An 18,399-nucleotide genomic window follows, 5' to 3' on the forward strand; every position below is an offset into this window, starting at 1 on the left:
CGGCAGCTATATCGCGAAGCGTGATAGAGAAACTTTGGCAATTTTTGGAGATGTCTATTGGTAAGGTAAGTTCCGGCAACTGATGATTTGCGTTGGCGGAGCCTAGCGGCAGCTATATCGCTTCTTAAACCATACTATCAGTCTAAATACTTACTCAACTTTTACCATCTTTGCATACTACATTTTGTCGTGCGGAATGTGGGTTGAAAATTATCAACATTTTTATTTTATGAGGCTCCTGAAAAAAAATCGCGCGTCAAAGGATTTTCGGTTGCATCCTCACAAAAATTGTGATATGTATATACAATGAGTTATTGTGTTTGCCTATACGCATGACTTTTTATTCAACTAAAAAAATGTATAGTCAGCGTGATAGAACTCAGTGTAAAAGATAGCAAATGGTTTCTATATAATTAGTGTATTGTCATTATTTTTGTTACCTACAGCAGTGGGAGGAATATGCCCCTGTTCCAGGAGTCCCTTGTTCTTGTATACCATTAAGCGAGGAAGACTACCCATTCTTCTACCTTTTTCCACTATTGTCTAACTGAATATCCTGACTTCTGACTCAGTAATCTTGACTCCTGCAGATAAAAACATATACCACGAGCAAAGATACCATAAAGGTTTTGTAATCAATAACATATTTGTAATGATTATTGGTAGGCAAAATTACAACTCATGGAAATCGTAAATTACAATTCCTGTCTCCGGATGGTTATCCACACTAACATAACCAGTTTTAAGCATTTCCTTGAGAGCTTCTTCTACTTCTAGAAAGCTAGCTCCTGTTGCCATGACACCCTGACTAACAGATAACTTTCCTCCTTTAGTAGAAGCTGACCTGAGTAAAGCTACCATTAACTGTTGACGGGTTTGTGGAGGAGAAGCTTTCATAGAGACCGCCCCATTTGATTGATATAGTGGTACTCCTTGGGATGAAATACCTAATTTTGCTTTGACTTTAGTATTGTGTTCTTCTACCATATTGGGAATTAACAACAAATCAATAAATTGGCCTATTCCAAATAAACCCCCAGTAAAGAGCCAAAGTAGACCAGTCAAAATTTTGCCATTGTATAAACGATGGCATCCGTTAAGACCTAGGACGCAAGCCCCCCAAAATAGGTAACTGTATCTTATACTATTCATTTAGTCCCAAAAATTATTTTTCTGAAATTAATATACTGTTTTGCCTAGTTACTTAATTTTCGTTATGGGCACTTAGTATTATTACCATCTTAGTCCAAGAATATAATGTGGAAAACATTAATAACTCTAAATATACTGAGAAGTAGGATAATAATGGGCTATTTCTTATAGGTATAGATACTTTGCAATTCTTAACAAAAACTATGTACTTCAGTCCCCTAGACCTTGGTAAACTATATAGCGTGGAAAATATAATACTTTCTTGCTCATTCTCCAAACCAGGCATAGATTGATAAATTAAGAAAACAACAAAACTTATGGTAGATTCTCTAAAAAAACCAGATTTTCAAGAAATGCGACCAGGGGTTAAAGTTCCCTCAAAAGAAACTATTCTAACTCCTAGATTCTACACAACAGATTTTGATGAGATGGCTAAAATGGACATCTCAGTCAATGAAGATGAATTAATAGCTATTCTAGAAGAATTTCGTACTGATTATAACCGCCATCATTTTGTTCGGGATGAAGAATTTGCCCAATCATGGGATCATATTGATGGGGATACTCGTAGGTTATTTGTTGAGTTTCTAGAACGTTCTTGTACGGCGGAATTTTCTGGTTTTTTACTCTACAAAGAATTGGGTCGTCGTCTCAAAGATAAAAGCCCTGTTTTGGCTGAATGTTTCAATTTAATGTCCAGAGATGAAGCTCGTCATGCAGGTTTTTTAAATAAGGCAATGTCAGATTTTAATCTATCATTAGATTTAGGATTTCTGACTAAAAGTCGTAAGTATACTTTCTTTAAACCAAAGTTTATTTTCTACGCTACTTATCTATCGGAAAAAATTGGTTATTGGCGCTACATTACTATCTATCGTCATTTAGAAGCTCATCCAGAAGATAGAATTTATCCTATTTTCCGTTTCTTTGAAAATTGGTGTCAGGATGAAAATCGTCATGGAGATTTCTTTGATGCTATTATGAGGGCACAACCACAAATTTTAAATGACTGGAGAGCAAAATTGTGGTGTAGATTTTTCTTACTTTCTGTATTTGCGACTATGTATTTGAATGACATTCAAAGAGCTGATTTTTATGCTGCTATTGGTTTGAATGCTCGTGATTATGATAAGTATGTAATTGAGAAGACTAATGAAACTTCAGGACGTGTTTTTCCAGTAATTTTGGATGTAGAAAATCCTCAGTTTTATGAAAGACTAGAAGTTTGTATTAAGAATAATGAAAAGTTAACGGCGATCGCTAATTCTAATAAGTTAGGTGTTGTGAAGCTTTTCCAGAAGTTACCTCTTTATCTGTCTAATGGTTGGCAGTTCCTGAAACTATATTTTATGAAGCCAATTGAAACTGCTACTATGCAGAGTTCTGTTCGCTAAAGAAGTTTTTAATAATTAACCTCGCTTGATAGCCTTGTGATATTTCCAAGGCTATTTTTTTATTTGTTTTATTTAGGGTTTGCTGAAAAAGTCTTATGGTGATGATAGGCAACAGATCATCTGGCAACAGGCAACAGTTTAGACTATCTGCTACGGCCAAATTTTCGGCATTTCAGCGGAAAAGTATTAGCATTTTGAGACTACAACAGCCAAAAACCTTGCACTTTTTCATAAATATTTAACCCTGGAAGCCTTTACAGGTATTAATTACAATTTTATTCAGCAAACCCTATTTAAGAAAAGAGGGAGTAGGGAGTAGGGGGGAAATAATTGATAATTTATGTACTATGATTGGCTGTATTTTGGATGATTGGAGATGTCTAATATCAAATCCACTTAATTGGATATAAAACAATGTTTCATCTTCAACCAGACCGCAAATCTTTCTAAATTCTCTCCAGACTCCACACTCCACACTCCAGACTACTCCCTTGATATAACTCCTTAATTCAAAGACTCTAAAAAAGTCTGAACTTGACCATCTGGTCTCAAAACCAATCGAATTTTAGCAGTCTTGTCACCCTCAATATTAGAGACAAAAACTTGGTCTTCTAAAGGCATCTTTGTATTACCATAAAACTCAACAGATGCTAGACCAATTGGAGTTACCTTTTTCACCGAACCATCACCATTTAATAACAAACTATATTGCAAATTCTTATCTAAATCTGATGGCGGTTCCCAACTTTTTTCAAAATATTCTCTTACCTCTGCAACTTGAGGAATTCGATCGAATAATGTAGATTTCGGTTTCCTGCCAGCATTTTCACTAGGTTCAACCACAGATTCGCGATCGCGTAAAGCAACTGGTTCTACATCTTCCAAGGTCGGTAAATCAATTGCTCTAGGAACATTGACCGGAATACGACTCACATCTACATAAGGTCTTACCCCACCTCCTCTATTAAGTGCTGGTGGTAGAGGTCGGTTTGGTGCAGGTGGAATTTGTAAATTTGGGGGCGGTTGTACAGGAGGTCTTGGTTGTACTGACACCCCATAGTTAGGTATTGCTGGTGGAGGAACTGGTGGCGGTGTCGTTGGTGGTGCAACAGGAACTGGTGGCAGTATTGTTGGTTGTGCGGGAATAACTACTGTTGTAGCATTTCCCTGATTTTGAGGAGGACGAGAAAAATCATTCAGAGGTGGTGGCAAGTTATTCGGAGCGGGTGACGCGGGGTTTTGTCTAGGAAATAGAGGAGATGGTGTAGGAATTGGAGATGGTCTAGTAATAGTTGGTGTTGGTAGATTTGTTGGTGGTGTTGGTAATGGTGATAGAGTTACTGTTGGTGTTGGTGTTGGTAAATTTGTTGGTGGTGTTGGAATTGGTGAACTATTGCTTGGTGGAGAAGCAATAATATTAGGCTCATTTTGTGGTTTGCGACTAATTGCGTAGCGGTCATATAATTTAATGGCGCTAACTGTTAGACCAGCGCTGATGATAATTAGTACCGCACTCCGCAACCATTCAGGAAGAGGTGTAACTTCACTGTCAGACTTAAACTGAGGTAATGTCTGTATATCTGCTTCACATTCATCTAGAGCAATCGCCAGGTCAAATAGTTGCAACATACTCATGGTAATAAAACTTCCTGACTCTTTAGTCGCTAGAGACCCCAAAAATAGATCGTGGTTTAATAAGTCTCGTGGTTGTAGATAAATAGTTTGACCGTTTATTGGAGGTGGGGAATTAGGTATCGAAAGTTTGGCATCAGCAACTTCGGTGATCTCTTCCTGAATTTTTGTTTGTGAGTTTGACTCTGTTGCAGTGCTATTGTTTTCTTCTCCTTTATTATTTTCATTGTCTAGAGGTAATTCAGGAGATTTACTAAGAAATTCTTGTACATAAGTGGTAACAACTTTGTGGAGAGCGTCTAATTCACTGCGGCCACCCCTCAGTGTAATATGTTCTGTTTCTGATACCCTGGGATCATCAAAACTAAGGCTAAAGCGTTGTTTTCTGGAAATACCGATCCATTTTAAGACCGCTAAACCTCTAGCTGTAAATTTTAGCGTACAAGTTGGGGGAGTATAACTTCGTGAAGGCATTTGAAAACATTTGATTGAAGAAGGAAGAAGGAAGAAGGAAGAAGGCAGAAGGCAGAAGGCAGAGGGTAAAATTGCTTATAGATAGTAAACCACCGACCGCGTGCATGTCCGATCGCCCTAAATAATTTTAAGCACCACCTGTAAGGTGGTGTATTAAACCCGCCAGAGAAAAGATTAAATTATCTTAATCTACAGCTTTAACAATAATTTCCTCATATCAATTTAATTATAGTTGAGTTATATAGATAAGTAGCCAAGAGGTTAAGATATCATCATATAATTTTTTTAATTTAGTATACAGGGATAAATTTTATCTCAAAAAATCAAAAGAGAATTAAGGTATGAAACAGTTTAAATTATCTGAAATTTACCGTTTACTCAATCATTCTTAATTCTCTACCATGCTTAAAACTTTTTTAATCAATCAATTGATTTTTTTAATTTTTTGTGAAATCAGTATTTTGAATTCTGCTTAAGCGTTTTGCTTCATACTAAAAATTTAGTATGATTTCAGGATCTAAAATTTCAGACTTGACCAAAGACGACTACACCCTTGAGGAGAACTATAAAATAACAAATTCACTAATAATTTTAGAGCTAATTTTTCTGGGTTATCCTGGGAAGTATTTTCAGAGTATATGTGATATTGTTTATATGCTTTTTTAAATTTCTCAAGATATTCTCTTAATAAAGTAACTGATTGAGGTTTAGTATTTTGAGCAGCCACTTGTTCCATTAATGCTACTGCACGACGAATTAATGCTTGGTTTTGTTTTGCCAAGTGACATATAACTAAAATGAAAGATTTCGCTTCCTCTGTTTTCAGAGGTTGGTTTGCCGACATTCCCCGTTTTTCATCTACCACTAAAGTCAGTTCATCAGCTAACTTGGGAGATATATTCAATTTACTCGCTACTCGCAATATGCTGTCTGAATTAATTCCTGTTAAAACATTTAAGGCTAATAATTCCATGTCCAATTTTGTTCTAATCTGGTTTGACCGAACTTTTTTGGCCACAGTAGGCTGGGTATAATCTTGTCTCGAAGGCAGTATAAAAACTGAGGTATTGCCGGGAGCAGCAGATGTTACCATATTATAGACCTCTTAAAAATTTATTACAAGCACGTCTATTGTAGTCGTACTTTGCCAAATTGTGTCTACTATTCGGAAAACTTTATTTGACAAAATATTTATTAGACATCTCCTCCAAAAGAGGCAACAGGCAACAGGGAAAAATAATTGATAATTTATGGATAAGAATTGATTTGATTTTTGATTTTCACGCCTATGTCTATTTACCAATATTTTTTTTGAAAAATAATTGTTTGATTTCTGAATCAGTTAATAAGTATAATTTTGGCATTCAGACCATTATTCCGTAAAACTTTTAATAGTTGATCGGCCTCAAGACGACTACGAAAAGCTCCTGCCTGCATTACTGAATTACCATTAATATTCGTGGAAAAAGCATCTGGTACAAGCGATCGCAACTTATAGGTCTGAGCAGCATTATTGACATTAACAACTACTCGATAACGTAGACCCAAGGCCGCAGCACGACTTTGAGAATTACGACGTAAGGATAGTCTAGGCAAAGGGTTGGGATTAGGATTTTGATTTCTGCCAATACCAGGAGGTACATAACCCCCACGACCAAGGGGAATATTTGTGCTTGGTACAGATAGTAAACCAGGAGATGCAACTGGGGTAGTGGGTTCAAAACTTGGGTTAGTGCTGCTTGGAGGCAAATTTCGCCATCTTTCTAAAGTTCTGCTCCCTGACTCTGGTGGCGATACTGGTATTTCAATTGCTCGTGTATTCTGATAATTAGGATTAGTTTGTAGTAGTCTTTGTAAGTTGCCTTGATGAGTTGTTGTCTGGTAGGAATTTCCCCTAGACCTTGTAGTTTCTGGAGCTGGGACAGGGATAAGAATTGTCGTAGAATTTCCCGGTCTTTGTCGTGAAATAATACTATCAGAACTGTTCTGCCCCTGTAATTTTTCTGCTGAAGCTGAAATATTTGATTTCTTTGGGGTTGTCTGAATTTCTGGTTCAGTCGATGCAGTTTCCGTAACAGACTTTTCCTGGACAGACTCTGTTTCTCGATTTACTGTAGGGGTAGTTACAATATTCGGCAAAGGAGCAACTCGCGGGGGTGGAGCAATTTTCCCAGCAATGTCAATACTGCCATAATTACGACCGCCTCCTAAAGAATTTCCATAAGCAGGAAGAGTTTGACCTTTTACTGCATGATAAATATTATACCGAATGTTATTACGAATAGTATTACGACCAGGTTCTTGAGAATTACCTAGATCTGGTAATGATTTAGCGATCACTGCTACTCCATCCTGTCTATTACCCTCAATATAATTACCCCGCAAAATTGGGCGTGCATTTCCTTGAATAATAATCCCACTTTGATTTTCAATCAGACGGTTTCCCACTACTTTTGGAGCAGCATCATCAGATATTTTCATTCCAATACCAGTATTTTGAAACAAATTATCTCTAATTTCCGGCTGAGAATTATGATAAATTGTGATGCCACTTACGCCATTTTCATAGAAATTATTTTCCTGAATAATTGCTGTATTACTACCCGCTATAGAAATGCCATTTACAGTATTACCACTCAAAGTATTTTTACTAATAACACAACCACTAGATTCTATCCATAAACCATAACCTTGAAGATTAGGATTTATGACTGTTACGCCACTTAAATTAGATTCATTAGCAGCTACTATTGTAATATTTTTCCGATTTAAAGTCGGACTATTAAAATTACCTCCACCTTGAATCAAAACATTTTTTCCACGGTTAAAATAGTTACCTTTGATGGTAATTTTTGGCTGCAAAATTAAAGGGAATTTTTCACCTGTTCGTCTATTGTAAGTTCCAGGAGCAAGTAAAATTGTTGTGTGAGGTTGAGCAATTTTCAAAGCATAAGTAATAGTTTTCAAAGGAGCTGTTTTAGTACCATCTCCAGAGTCACTACCAATAGATGAACTAACATAAAGTACATTTATTTGAGAATTAGCTGGAGTTTCTGGGGATTGGGCTACTTGTTTTGAAAATGGTACTGCCAAACTTGCAGAAGTAAATACCCCTAGTAGCGCAGTGGCTAAAATAGGTGATAAAAAGTTGATTTTACGCAGTAAATTTGTTTGATTATTTTCCTGCGAAAAAAGGATAAATATTTGTTTCACGGCTTTCTTCCTAGGAAACTGTGACAGACAATTTAGTTATTATATTTTGTCAAGTATCTCTTATTATAGATGTTTTGAACAAATCTTTTAATTTTTGTAAAGAGAGGTTGATTGTTAAGGATAGTCGATAAGTCTGACTAGAGTTACCAAAGCTAATTTTAATAGTGATGAATGGAACTTTGCAATTACCCAAATATATTTGCTGTTGCCAATAATTTTGTTATTTAAAAAGTCTATTTTTCCCTGGCGATCGATACTATTTAGGATTAAGCATTTAGTTAAGGTTATTGTACATTTCAACTTCGATAAAACCATTACCTCGTAAGCATTCAGCCATCAGCTATTGCTTTTAATTTTAGATAAAAACTTTACTAATTGAGTTAAAATTTATACTTACTATAAAAGCTGGCTGAAACAGTCTATATTCATTAAAATCCCCTTCTTTTGATGAGAGCTGACAGCTAATAGCTGTTTGCGCAGCATTCCGTAGGTAATGTAAGCATTTCCTCTATTTAAATTCGTCAGTTTTAGAGTTAATGAAGTACAAATTTTTACGCTCTTAGGGAATAGAGATTAGTATTAAACTGTACCTCACTATTCTCAAAATACTGTAATTATCCTTCATTTATGGATATAGCGTTTCTCAAAGAGCGTGAGACACACCTATCTTTTATCTTTGTTTCTATTCTATTGCCTATTCCCATATCCCAGATGCGGTGTTCCCTGTTCCTTAACACAAACCAATGCGTTTACCTCATGCTTTTTGGGAATTGCTATATGCTCTTGTTGATGGTGAAAGCTAGTATTCTCCAATCATATCATCACTATTTGTGTTCCTTTTTTTGCCAGTCATTCTTGATTATTTCCAGCTTCTATCCATTCATTAGCTATCGAGCAAAAAAAGTTAATATTTCATAGAAATTAGAAATTATTGGAGTAGCTTTGATTGATAAACATAGAAATTATTTCTTATCTAAATGGCTTATACCTCCCATGAAATTTACTTTATACATCCCTAGTAGTTGCCAAAATTAAATCTTTTTACTTTCCTTTTTCCTTCCCTTTTTTATATTTCTATTTTTTTTTAGCGATCGCTATAGAAATATCTAGTTAACCTAACAAAAATTTGCAGCCCTAAAGTCAGAATTTATCTAAATATGGCCTAACTATTTTGACCTTGGTCTTACAGTCGTAATCCTAATAGCTAAACTATTTCAGGAATTATTTGAACAATAATTAAATTCTGTATTGCAGGCAATATTATACTATAAAACGGTCTATATTAATAGCAAAATTTCTCATAGTCTGCCCCTCTGTATTTGAGAGAGCAAGATTATAGTTATGTTGAGAATAAGGATTAAAATTTATAGGGTAATTATTATGAGTGATAAGTATAATTGGGGTCAAAATGTACAGCCTGGGGTTCGCCGAATTTTGGATGCCAACCTAGATAGGGCGAGAGAAGGTCTAAGAATTATAGAAGAATGGTGCAGGTTTGGCCTCAATAGTATACATTGGGCAAATGAATGTAAACAACTACGTCAAGAGATTGGGAGTTGGCATAGTACAGAATTAAGAATGTCCCGAAATACCCCTGGCGATCCAGGTACAGAATTGACTCATCCACAGGAAGAGGAACGTTCAGATGTTCAACAACTGCTACAAGTTAACTTCTGTCGCTTAGAAGAAGCACTACGAGTTTTAGAAGAATACGGAAAAATTTATAATTCTCAAATGGGTTCCGCTTGTAAACAAATGCGTTACCGAGTTTATACTATAGAAAGTGGACTTCTCGCCTATAGAAGATATCAGCAATTACAAAACTCCTACCTTTATCTAGTTACCTCACCCAACGATAAATTAATCAATATAGTAGAAGCAGCTCTTCAGGGAGGGTTAACTCTTGTCCAATACCGCAATAAAACAGCAGACGATATAACAAGATTGACAGAAGCTCAAAAACTCTGTCAACTCTGCCATCGCTACGGCGCTCTATTTATTGTTAATGACCGAGTAGACATGGCGATCGCTGTGGATGCAGATGGAGTTCATCTAGGACAAGATGATATACCAGTTCAACTTGCTAGACAACTGCTTGGCCCTCAGAAACTTGTAGGTCGTTCCACTACAAACCCACAAGAAATGAAGCGAGCTATTCAAGAAGAAGCGGACTATATTGGAGTAGGGCCAATATATGAAACTCCTACTAAGTTAGATAAACCAGCAGCAGGTTTAGAATACATTAGTTATGCTGTGAATAATTGTACTATTCCTTGGTTTGCCATTGGTGGAATTGATATGCAAAATTGTGATGAAGTTCTATCTTCTGGTGCGGAGCGTGTATCTGTAGTTAGGGCAATTATGCAGGCAGAGCAACCAACTTTAGTAACTCAATATTTTCTTTCTCAACTAAATCGTTATCAAGCCCTACGCTCTCATAATATATTACCAGAAAAAATCTAAATATTACTAGAATGTCAAGTCAAATTACGCTCAAAGTTAACGGAGAAACCCATACTTGTTTACCTCATATACTTTTACCTAATTTTCTGGAACAGTTGGGGCTAAACCCTCGGTTAGTAGCTGTGGAATATAATGGTGAGATTTTACATAGACAATTTTGGGACAAAACTGAAATACAAGCAGGGGACAACTTGGAAATAGTTACTATTGTGGGGGGTGGTGTTGATTGAAGTCAGAAGTTAGAAGTTAGAAGTGAGATTTGATAGGCTAAAAACGGGGATTTATATTTATATATGGTTATAGGTAGTGGTGTACAAGTAGTGATTTTTGTAGTTTTGTTTCTGGCAGTGAAAGGGATTTAATTATAAATATCACTAGATCTACAGGACTACCTGATTATAGTAACTAAAAACTATAGTGCTATATATTTTAAGACTTAGACAAATATACTTGACTAAAAAATAAAGAAAATTCAGTATTTCAAGCCTCCTACCTACTTTAGTAGGAGGTACTGTTAACTGATAACTGAAATAACCTAGTGCAGGATGGCGGAAATAACTGACCAGTTACAAAATCGCGCGAACAATTACAAATCAAAAATGATTGACTGTCAGATGTGCGTCTTACATTCTGGAGGGGCTGTGTGCGGAATTACTTCCGCACTTTATACACCCCGTAGGAGACGCCAATTAGCACTCGCTTTTAAATGCATGACTTCCGCGTAGCCGCACTAGACTGTAACCTCGACTACATAATTTTTGATTTTTGATATTTTGTGATTCAAGTACGGATATCCCAATAATTAAACACCAAGCTTTGATTGCAAAGTCTAGAAAGAAAGCTATACATTAAAGAAAGAAGTATAGAAATAATAACAATTATTTATGAATAAAAAATTGCTTTCACAGATCGTAAAATCTGTCTTTGTCATCGGACTAGTGTTTACTTTAGTCTTCAGTCAAGCTGATGCAGCTTTAGCCGCTCGGAGTGGAGGTCGCATTGGCGGTGGGTCATTTAGAATGCCCAGTCGCACCTATACATCACCTACCCGTAGTCCTGGAGGTGGTTACTATCCTGGGGGTGGTATTGGCTTTCCATTTTTACTACCTTTCTTTGGTTTCGGTGGGTTTGGCAGTCTGTTTACAATTTTGATTTTTATTGCGATCGCTAATTTCTTAGTTAGTAGTTTCCGAAGAGCAACTCAGGGAGATGAGTTTGACAGCTATAGTAATAATCCTACAGTTTCTGTTGCTAGCGTACAAGTTGGTTTATTGGCAGAAGGTCGTAGTTTACAAACAGACCTTGATAGAATAGCGGAAAATGCTGATACTGGTTCTGCTGCGGGTAGAGCGCAAGTTCTCCAAGAAGCTACATTATCTTTATTGCGTCACCCTGAATATTGGGCTTATGGATCTGCCCAAAGTGAACAAGCAAAGCTAGACTCGGCAGAAGCAAAGTTTAATCAGTATGCTCTGACTGAACGCAGTAAGTTTTCTGAGGAGACTCTTTCTAATTACAATAATCAATTAATTGATAAAAACCTTCAAACTTCTCTACCTGTTAGTGAAACTGATGGCGAACTGGTAACTCAGGAAACTGAAGCACCAGGGGAATATATTGTGGTTACTATTGTTGTTGGTACTCAAGGTAAATTACAGTTGCCAGTTATTAATAGTACAGAAGATGTAAGACGTGCTTTAAGTCAAATGGGTACTATTTCTAGCGAGCAGTTATTAGCTGTTGAAGTTTTATGGACACCTCAAGCGAGTGGCGATACTTTGACTTCTGAGGATATGGTTGCTGAGTATCCAAATCTTAAATTGGTTTAATCAAAAGAAGGAAGAAGGAAGGAGGAAGAAGGAAGAACCGAAGTTGTGATTTTTTGGTCAGGGTATAGCAAGTGGGAGTATCTTGCTCCGGTTGTGAGTATTGCTTGTCTCCATTTATAGCGCTGTGCACAGGCAACAGGCAACAGGCAACAGGCAACAGCGGTGCGACCCCGCGACGACGCCAGTCGCAAGGGAATGCTGACCAAGAGAGGGAATGCGCACCAAGAGAGGCAACAGGGGGAATAAATTGCCGATAATATAAGACTTTTAGCTATTTGGCCCCTGCTGCAATTTGTAAATATACCAGCGCTCATTGCTATACCATTACGCCTGCAGGACTACCAATTACTGTACTGTTTGTTAAACTGTAATATTCTCCATTCTTAATTTCTGTAAGGGTGGGGAATATTTATTTTTGATTTTTGATATATTACTGATTTCCTGGAAGATTGATGAATTTGCAGTAATATCATGTCCGGTTGAATACTTATAAATAAACGATGGAGGATTCAGGAGTCAGGAGGGAAGAAAGAAGAGTAGGAAAAAGAGAAAGTTTTTTGATCACTAACTATCCAGACATGATGTAATACCATTTCTCAAAAAAAATGTTACGAATAAATAAGTGCGATTAAAATATTTTATAGGAGATGTTCCTTTGACAAAAAAAGAGAATTTATGACCTAAAACCTGGTATTGAAGCCATTAATTCTGGGTCCTGTACGTCGCCAATCCGACGGCTCCCCTACCGAATAAAGAGGCTAGTCATTTGTAGCAAACATTTATCAAATTGGTATAAGATTATTCCGGAATTTATCAATATTTGATTGTAACTTAACAATAGTAGCATAGCCAGGATATATTAGGTAAAATTTATTGCCTAATATATAATGTGAATAGTTATTATCATTTTCTTTGTGGGTTTAATACCCCACCGTCAACGGGGGTGTTCAAAATTACTTGGGGGAGCGAATCCCCATGTAATTTTCCTCCTGTCTCCTGCCTCCTGTCTCCTGTCTCCTTCTTCAAATTAATCCATATATTTCACAAATTAACTATCAGTTATCTCAGGGTCGCATCTGGTAAAAAATCTCCTCAAACTTAAAATTTGAATCAATAAGTTTGAGGTAATTATAACTCGTACACAGATGCAATAAAAAATTAGTGATGAAGAACTGCAACCAAGCAATTAATTCTAGAGAATACAAATTAATTCTCAACATTAATCAATTTTATGACCGTACTCATACTGTAGAAAGATTTGGCAATTTAGTTGAGTCATTGACACAACAGTTTCAAGGAAAAGTTATTAGCCAACAAACTGAAGAAAAATATAGACAAATTTATTACTTAGATACACCAAATTTTGATTTACGTCATCATGGTTTTATCCTGAGAATTAGGCGAGAAAAAAAATATCATCAACCAAAATATCAGATAACTCTCAAACATCGTGAGTCAGACCGCTATTTGTCAGCTTCACAGGATTTGTCGGCAACAAAACCAGGTAAAACGAAGTTTGAAGAAGATATAATTCCCCCATTTAAAAGCAAGTTTTCTCAGTCAATATCTGTAACTAAAAATCGGCAGCCTAATTTTGAAAATATTAAACAGGTTGCAAAATTATTTCCTGGTTTAAAAGCTCTTGATATTCCCGAACAAACTTCAATTGAGTTAGTCAAGAATTTTCGGGCTTTTGAAGTGGTAAGGAAACTAGCAAATTTACAATTTGGAGACAAACATATTGTGAAAACCGATCTAAGTTTATGGTATTTAAATACAACAGATAATTTACCGTTAATTGCAGAATTTTCACTTAAATATCGTCTACCTAAAAAATTTTTAGAATCTCCAAAAAAATTAGAACAATTTCCTATGCCAATGATTCAAGGAACAAATTATTTGTTTAAAGCTTTGCAACAACAATGGGAATGGATAAATTTTCACCCTATGACTAAAACTGCTTATGTTTATGGCCAAGGAAATCAATCTCAAAATATGTTTTTGGCAGAAAAAAAATCTCTTTTGGCTACTTAATTTAGTAGGGTGCTGTTAGCGACAGGGTAACTGAGCAAAACTCCAATGGGGAAAAATGGTGCGTGATACTCCACTTCGTTCCGCTCACACACCCTACTACTAATAAAGAGGTAATATAAAGTAGTGAATTTTTATTGATATTGTTTCCAAGTTTCATCCTTTAATTTTTCGGCTAAATCTGTAACATCATTCACACTACCAATATAAAAGTATCTTTTACTGCTTTGCATACCCCCAGGAGTCGTCTTGCGAAAATTAGTCGGATGTAAATCAGCTAATAAAAATACTCTTGCTGGATACCATGAATTATCAATATAACTACGACGATTTCTAGCAATTTCAACTAATTCTTCGTCCGATTTATCAACGTTTTTCCACTTAATAGAATACTCATCTTCTGACTCAATATCCACAACTGCTTCAATCTTAGCTACCCGGTCTACTTGTTTATTTCTATAGACTCCAAAGTACAAACTGCGACGATGACTATACTGACCACCTTTTGCTGTACAAACATATATATTATGTTTAATAACATCATCATAAGTTCCAGCACAATTCACAACATCTAGACGATATTTCCAAGAAGGTAACAAATTTTCTTCATCAAAATACTCTTCTAAGTCGGCGATCGCATCGGCTAGATTTTTTGGTAAACCTTCCACTTTTATTGACTCTAGAAAATATTCAAAACTAATAGGTAAAAATAAAATTTTATCTGCTTCAGCAATCTTTTTAACATTGGAAAAAGCCGGATCATTAGGTTCATCTTGTTCATAGTTAGCAAGAGCAATAAGAACTTTTGCCCCTTGCTTTTGCTTGAGGCTTTCTAGATGACGTAATAATTGTCCTTCATCAAAATTATTTCCCCTTTTAGTTTCAATAAAAATAGAGAAAGGTTCTTGAGTAATTTCTCCATCAGGAGTGCTTTGTTTTCTTCTTACTTGTTGAGTGAATTTGACTCCAACTTTTCCAGATAAACCTTCACCTAATAGTTTACTCAAAACTTCCGATAAAAATTTAGGATTTTCTTCATAAAGCATTTTGAGAATCAGGAGACAATGGTTTGTAGTCTGATTTTCTCTTTGAGAATAGGAGGGAAAGAGGCGAATATTTCGACTCATTTTAAATCAATATTTTGACGAATTCCTAATAGTTTAGCACTATAGCACTTTAATTCTGTCTCCTGACTCCTTCTTCAAATTCTCTCTTCAGTCAAAAATCACTCAGATTTTTCCGAAAAGTTGCGCCACAATATAGGGAGAGTATAAATTACTAGGCACTTGATTATTTTTGATAAATATGGTAATAGAGCAACTTTCCCAAAATTCTCTATCTGAAACAACTGTTAAACCAAAATTAGATTACGATTTAGTTATTGTCGGTGGGGGTATCGCTGGCACTGCTCTTGCTTGTGCTTTGAAAAATTCTGGCTTAAAAGTGGCATTAATTGAAAGTCAACCTAAGTCTGTAGTTGCAGCTAGAAAACTTGCCTATAATCTCTCCTTAACATCTGGCAGAATATTAGATGGCATCGGAGTTTGGCAACAAATTTTGCCTAAAATCACTACATATCAGCAAATTAGTCTTTCTGATGGTAATTATCCCCGTACTGTCCAATTTTATCCTGATGATTTGGCTATTACTGGTAAAAGGCCAAGTTCAAAGGAAGGATTGGGTTATGTGGGAGAACATCAGGTGATGTTGACAGCAATGCAAGAATTTTTGGCAGACTGCGAACAACTTACTTGGTTATGTCCAGCGGAAGTTTTGCGGGTAGATTATAAATCGGATTTTGTGGAAGTTGAGCTAAAGCAGAAGGATACAGACAGTTTGTCTGGTGAAAATGAAAGTTTGACTGTCCGCTCTCAGTTGGTGGTAGGAGCAGATGGGGCGAGGTCTCCTATTCGTGAAGCTGCTAATATTGGTACTCATGGTTGGAAGTATTGGCAGTCTTGTGTGGCAATGACGATTAAAACTGAAAGGTCTCACAATAATATTGCTTTTGAGAGATTTTGGCCCAGTGGCCCGATGGGGGTTTTGCCCTTGCCGGGAAATCGCTGTCAGGTAGTTTGGACTGCTCCTCATGCTGAGGCGAAGGCGTTGCAGGAGTTGGATAAACAGGAATTTTTGGCCAAGTTGGAGTATCGCACTGCTGGAAAGTTGGGTAAGTTGGAGTTGTTGAGCGATCGCTACGTTTTTCCGGTACAGTTGATGCAGAGCGATCGCTATGTTCAACATCGTTTAGCTTTAATTGGGGATGCTGCTCATTGTTGTCATCCTGTGGGTGGTCAAGGTTTGAATATGGGTATTCGGGATGTAGGGGCGATCGCTGAAATTATTAAATCTGCTCATCTGCAAGGTGAGGATATTGGAGATATTGGGGTATTGAAGCGTTATGAAAGTTGGCGCAGAAAGGAGAATTTCGTAATTTTAGGGGTTACTGATTTTCTGGATAGAATGTTCTCTGCTAGTGTGTTGCCTATAGTGGCGGTTCGTCGTTTGGGTTTGTGGGGTATGGGAATAGTTCCGATTTTTAAGTCTTTGTCTTTGCGGGTAATGACTGGTTTATTTGGTCGTCATCCAGAGTTAGCTCATACCATTTCACCGAAATTATAAGTTAGTAAGTCAAAAGTCAAAAGTCAAAAGTCAAAAGTCGGATTTTATCGACTCAAAACTTTGATGCTACAGTAATTTATGGAAGTTATTTAACATTTAAAATTTGTGAAACTTTTAAAGTGAGTTGGTATCAGATTTTGTCTGTTAAGTAGAGGAGTCAGGAGTCAGCAGGAAAGAAGTAACAGGAAAAGAAATTTTTCCTTATAGTAGTCACAATTACGGTTAGGAAATATTAAAAGATTAAAACTCAGACAACGCAAAATTTTTCCTTCTTCCTTCTTCCTCCTTCCTTCTTCCTTCTTCAATTTAAAACTTTTCTAATTCAGCAATAACTCTCATAAATTCTTGCTTCAAATAATTATCATCTTCATAACAAGAAAGCAAAGAATGATAAAACCAAATAGTTTTTTCTTTACCTCCACGAAAGCGCTGCCAAACTATTTCCCCTTCCTGACGTAATGCAGCTAATAAGTCTCTCCCATTATGTAGTTTATCAGCAAGAGAAATACGCTTTACAGATTGAGAACCATGACGAATTTGCTTTATATAACGTAATTTTCGCTCCTCCCAAGGTGGTTTAGGAATAGTCTCAGACTCCGTACAACCATCAATAATATTCACCACTGTTTCACCAAATAATTCCAGGATACGTTGACGAGTTGCCAGACCTCCCCTATCTTCCACCGCATCATGTAATAAAGCTGCGATCGCTTCATCCTCATTCCCTCCATTTTCTAATACTAAAGCTGTTACACTCAACAAATGAGCAATATAGGGTGTACTTCCATCTTTGCGTAACTGTTGAGAATGTAATTGGTGAGCATATACTAATGCTCGTTCAAATTTTTCTGTTAGTTTTGTTGTGCTCATTTTCAGTTATCAGTTGTCATATTTTTAACTTTTAAAGACACTTTTTTTAATAAGAACAGGACTTACGCAAAGGCACTATTTATAGAGTTTATTAACTGTTGGACAATAGTTTTGAGCGCTATATATAGCGTATCTGCGTAAGTCCTAAATAAATAATCATATCATGTCCACTGGGGCGCGTTTGTGTAAAACCAAGGGTGAATATCTACAGGAAATTTATGTTTTTTCAAGCTTTTAAGCCTTCTTCCCCCCCTTGTAGGGGGGATACCGATACCTTCTTCCTTACCTTCACTATACAATACCGATGCTACCGGACATGATATCAGGCAATCATCAGCTTGATGATCTCATTTGAAGCTACCAAATACCACGAGTAATTCTACTTAATTGAATAGACAATTTGTTGTAGCCTGTGATACTAATTTTTTCAGTACGGAATGTGGATTCCGTACTTAAACTTAACTTGTTGGCTAAAATTCTGATGATGATTAATGTATTTTTTTACACTACATTTTAAAGTGCGGAATGTGGAAACTACTATAATACTTAATTATTTGTAACATTCTTTGTTGTCAAATTAGCCTAGCCTAAAAACTAGTGCAGGATGGCAGAAATAAGTGACCAGTAGGAGCAATGCCCTCTTCCTGAGATAGAATACTCAGAGGTGCGATCGCATCGGAGAGGCCAGCCCCAAAAAGTGACCACTAAAAAAAAGTGAT

At 36.4% G+C, this 18,399-nt stretch carries 13 protein-coding genes; 6 read left to right on the forward strand and 7 right to left on the reverse strand.

Annotated elements, in window-relative coordinates; all coding sequences use genetic code 11:
* Window positions 1–672: 672 nt before the first annotated feature.
* The gene (locus F6K06_RS31120; protein WP_124146732.1) at window positions 673–1,152 is read right to left on the reverse strand and encodes an NINE protein; all 480 of its coding nucleotides are present in this window, start codon (window positions 1,150–1,152) and stop codon (window positions 673–675) included.
* A 317-nt stretch (window positions 1,153–1,469) separates the two neighbouring features.
* Here F6K06_RS31120 and acsF point away from each other — a divergent pair, with 317 nt between their 5' ends.
* Complete coding sequence (gene acsF / locus F6K06_RS31125) at window positions 1,470–2,546, forward strand: magnesium-protoporphyrin IX monomethyl ester (oxidative) cyclase (RefSeq protein ID WP_124146731.1); 1,077 nt, start codon at window positions 1,470–1,472, stop codon at window positions 2,544–2,546.
* A 504-nt stretch (window positions 2,547–3,050) separates the two neighbouring features.
* Here acsF and F6K06_RS31130 read toward each other — a convergent pair.
* From F6K06_RS31130 to F6K06_RS31140, 3 genes are all read right to left on the reverse strand, one after another.
* The gene (locus tag F6K06_RS31130) at window positions 3,051–4,652 is read right to left on the reverse strand and encodes a DUF4335 domain-containing protein (RefSeq protein ID WP_287244575.1); all 1,602 of its coding nucleotides are present in this window, start codon (window positions 4,650–4,652) and stop codon (window positions 3,051–3,053) included.
* A 517-nt stretch (window positions 4,653–5,169) separates the two neighbouring features.
* Window positions 5,170–5,745, reverse strand: coding sequence for a DUF3038 domain-containing protein (locus tag F6K06_RS31135; protein WP_124146729.1), 576 nt, complete (start codon window positions 5,743–5,745; stop codon window positions 5,170–5,172).
* A 245-nt stretch (window positions 5,746–5,990) separates the two neighbouring features.
* Entirely contained in the window at window positions 5,991–7,865 is a 1,875-nt protein-coding gene (locus F6K06_RS31140) for a DUF1565 domain-containing protein (protein WP_287244578.1), read from the reverse strand.
* 1,380 nt (window positions 7,866–9,245) lie between these two features.
* On the opposite strand from F6K06_RS31140, the gene F6K06_RS31145 reads away from it, so the two are divergent.
* The 3 genes from F6K06_RS31145 (at window position 9,246) to F6K06_RS31155 (ending at window position 12,157) form a co-directional block, all read left to right on the forward strand.
* Entirely contained in the window at window positions 9,246–10,328 is a 1,083-nt protein-coding gene (locus F6K06_RS31145; RefSeq protein WP_287244581.1) for a thiamine phosphate synthase, read from the forward strand.
* A gap of 11 nt (window positions 10,329–10,339) precedes the next feature.
* Window positions 10,340–10,558, forward strand: coding sequence for a sulfur carrier protein ThiS (gene thiS / locus F6K06_RS31150; protein WP_287244583.1), 219 nt, complete (start codon window positions 10,340–10,342; stop codon window positions 10,556–10,558).
* Between the two features lie 654 nt (window positions 10,559–11,212).
* Window positions 11,213–12,157 (forward strand): DUF1517 domain-containing protein, encoded by a 945-nt coding sequence (locus tag F6K06_RS31155; RefSeq protein WP_124154772.1) that lies wholly within the window; start codon window positions 11,213–11,215, stop codon window positions 12,155–12,157.
* Between the two features lie 903 nt (window positions 12,158–13,060).
* Here the strand turns inward: F6K06_RS31155 and F6K06_RS31160 are convergent.
* On the reverse strand, window positions 13,061–13,183 hold the full coding sequence (locus F6K06_RS31160) for a hypothetical protein (protein ID WP_275670435.1): 123 nt from the start codon (window positions 13,181–13,183) through the stop codon (window positions 13,061–13,063).
* Between the two features lie 138 nt (window positions 13,184–13,321).
* Here F6K06_RS31160 and F6K06_RS31165 point away from each other — a divergent pair, with 138 nt between their 5' ends.
* Window positions 13,322–14,191 (forward strand): CYTH domain-containing protein, encoded by an 870-nt coding sequence (locus F6K06_RS31165; protein WP_287244587.1) that lies wholly within the window; start codon window positions 13,322–13,324, stop codon window positions 14,189–14,191.
* 131 nt (window positions 14,192–14,322) lie between these two features.
* Here F6K06_RS31165 and F6K06_RS31170 read toward each other — a convergent pair whose 3' ends face one another.
* Window positions 14,323–15,315: a hypothetical protein gene (locus tag F6K06_RS31170; RefSeq protein ID WP_287244589.1), complete on the reverse strand. Its 993-nt coding sequence runs from the start codon at window positions 15,313–15,315 to the stop codon at window positions 14,323–14,325.
* A 178-nt stretch (window positions 15,316–15,493) separates the two neighbouring features.
* On the opposite strand from F6K06_RS31170, the gene F6K06_RS31175 reads away from it, so the two are divergent.
* Entirely contained in the window at window positions 15,494–16,810 is a 1,317-nt protein-coding gene (locus tag F6K06_RS31175) for an FAD-dependent hydroxylase (protein ID WP_287244592.1), read from the forward strand.
* A gap of 306 nt (window positions 16,811–17,116) precedes the next feature.
* Here the strand turns inward: F6K06_RS31175 and F6K06_RS31180 are convergent, their stop codons facing one another.
* Window positions 17,117–17,680, reverse strand: coding sequence for an HD domain-containing protein (locus F6K06_RS31180; protein ID WP_287244594.1), 564 nt, complete (start codon window positions 17,678–17,680; stop codon window positions 17,117–17,119).
* Window positions 17,681–18,399 lie beyond the last annotated feature (719 nt).

Origin of the sequence: Okeania sp. SIO1H4 (assembly GCF_010672695.1) — a bacterium.
Taxonomy (GTDB): domain Bacteria; phylum Cyanobacteriota; class Cyanobacteriia; order Cyanobacteriales; family Microcoleaceae; genus Okeania; species Okeania hirsuta.

Coding starts and splice junctions, on each gene's coding strand:
- F6K06_RS31120 (WP_124146732.1), bottom strand. CDS start 1,152: ATGAATAGTATAAGATACAGTTACCTATTTTGGGGGGCTTGCGTCCTA.
- acsF (WP_124146731.1), top strand. CDS start 1,470: ATGGTAGATTCTCTAAAAAAACCAGATTTTCAAGAAATGCGACCAGGG.
- F6K06_RS31130 (WP_287244575.1), bottom strand. CDS start 4,652: ATGCCTTCACGAAGTTATACTCCCCCAACTTGTACGCTAAAATTTACA.
- F6K06_RS31135 (WP_124146729.1), bottom strand. CDS start 5,745: ATGGTAACATCTGCTGCTCCCGGCAATACCTCAGTTTTTATACTGCCT.
- F6K06_RS31145 (WP_287244581.1), top strand. CDS start 9,246: ATGAGTGATAAGTATAATTGGGGTCAAAATGTACAGCCTGGGGTTCGC.
- thiS (WP_287244583.1), top strand. CDS start 10,340: ATGTCAAGTCAAATTACGCTCAAAGTTAACGGAGAAACCCATACTTGT.
- F6K06_RS31155 (WP_124154772.1), top strand. CDS start 11,213: ATGAATAAAAAATTGCTTTCACAGATCGTAAAATCTGTCTTTGTCATC.
- F6K06_RS31165 (WP_287244587.1), top strand. CDS start 13,322: ATGAAGAACTGCAACCAAGCAATTAATTCTAGAGAATACAAATTAATT.
- F6K06_RS31170 (WP_287244589.1), bottom strand. CDS start 15,315: ATGAGTCGAAATATTCGCCTCTTTCCCTCCTATTCTCAAAGAGAAAAT.
- F6K06_RS31175 (WP_287244592.1), top strand. CDS start 15,494: ATGGTAATAGAGCAACTTTCCCAAAATTCTCTATCTGAAACAACTGTT.
- F6K06_RS31180 (WP_287244594.1), bottom strand. CDS start 17,680: ATGAGCACAACAAAACTAACAGAAAAATTTGAACGAGCATTAGTATAT.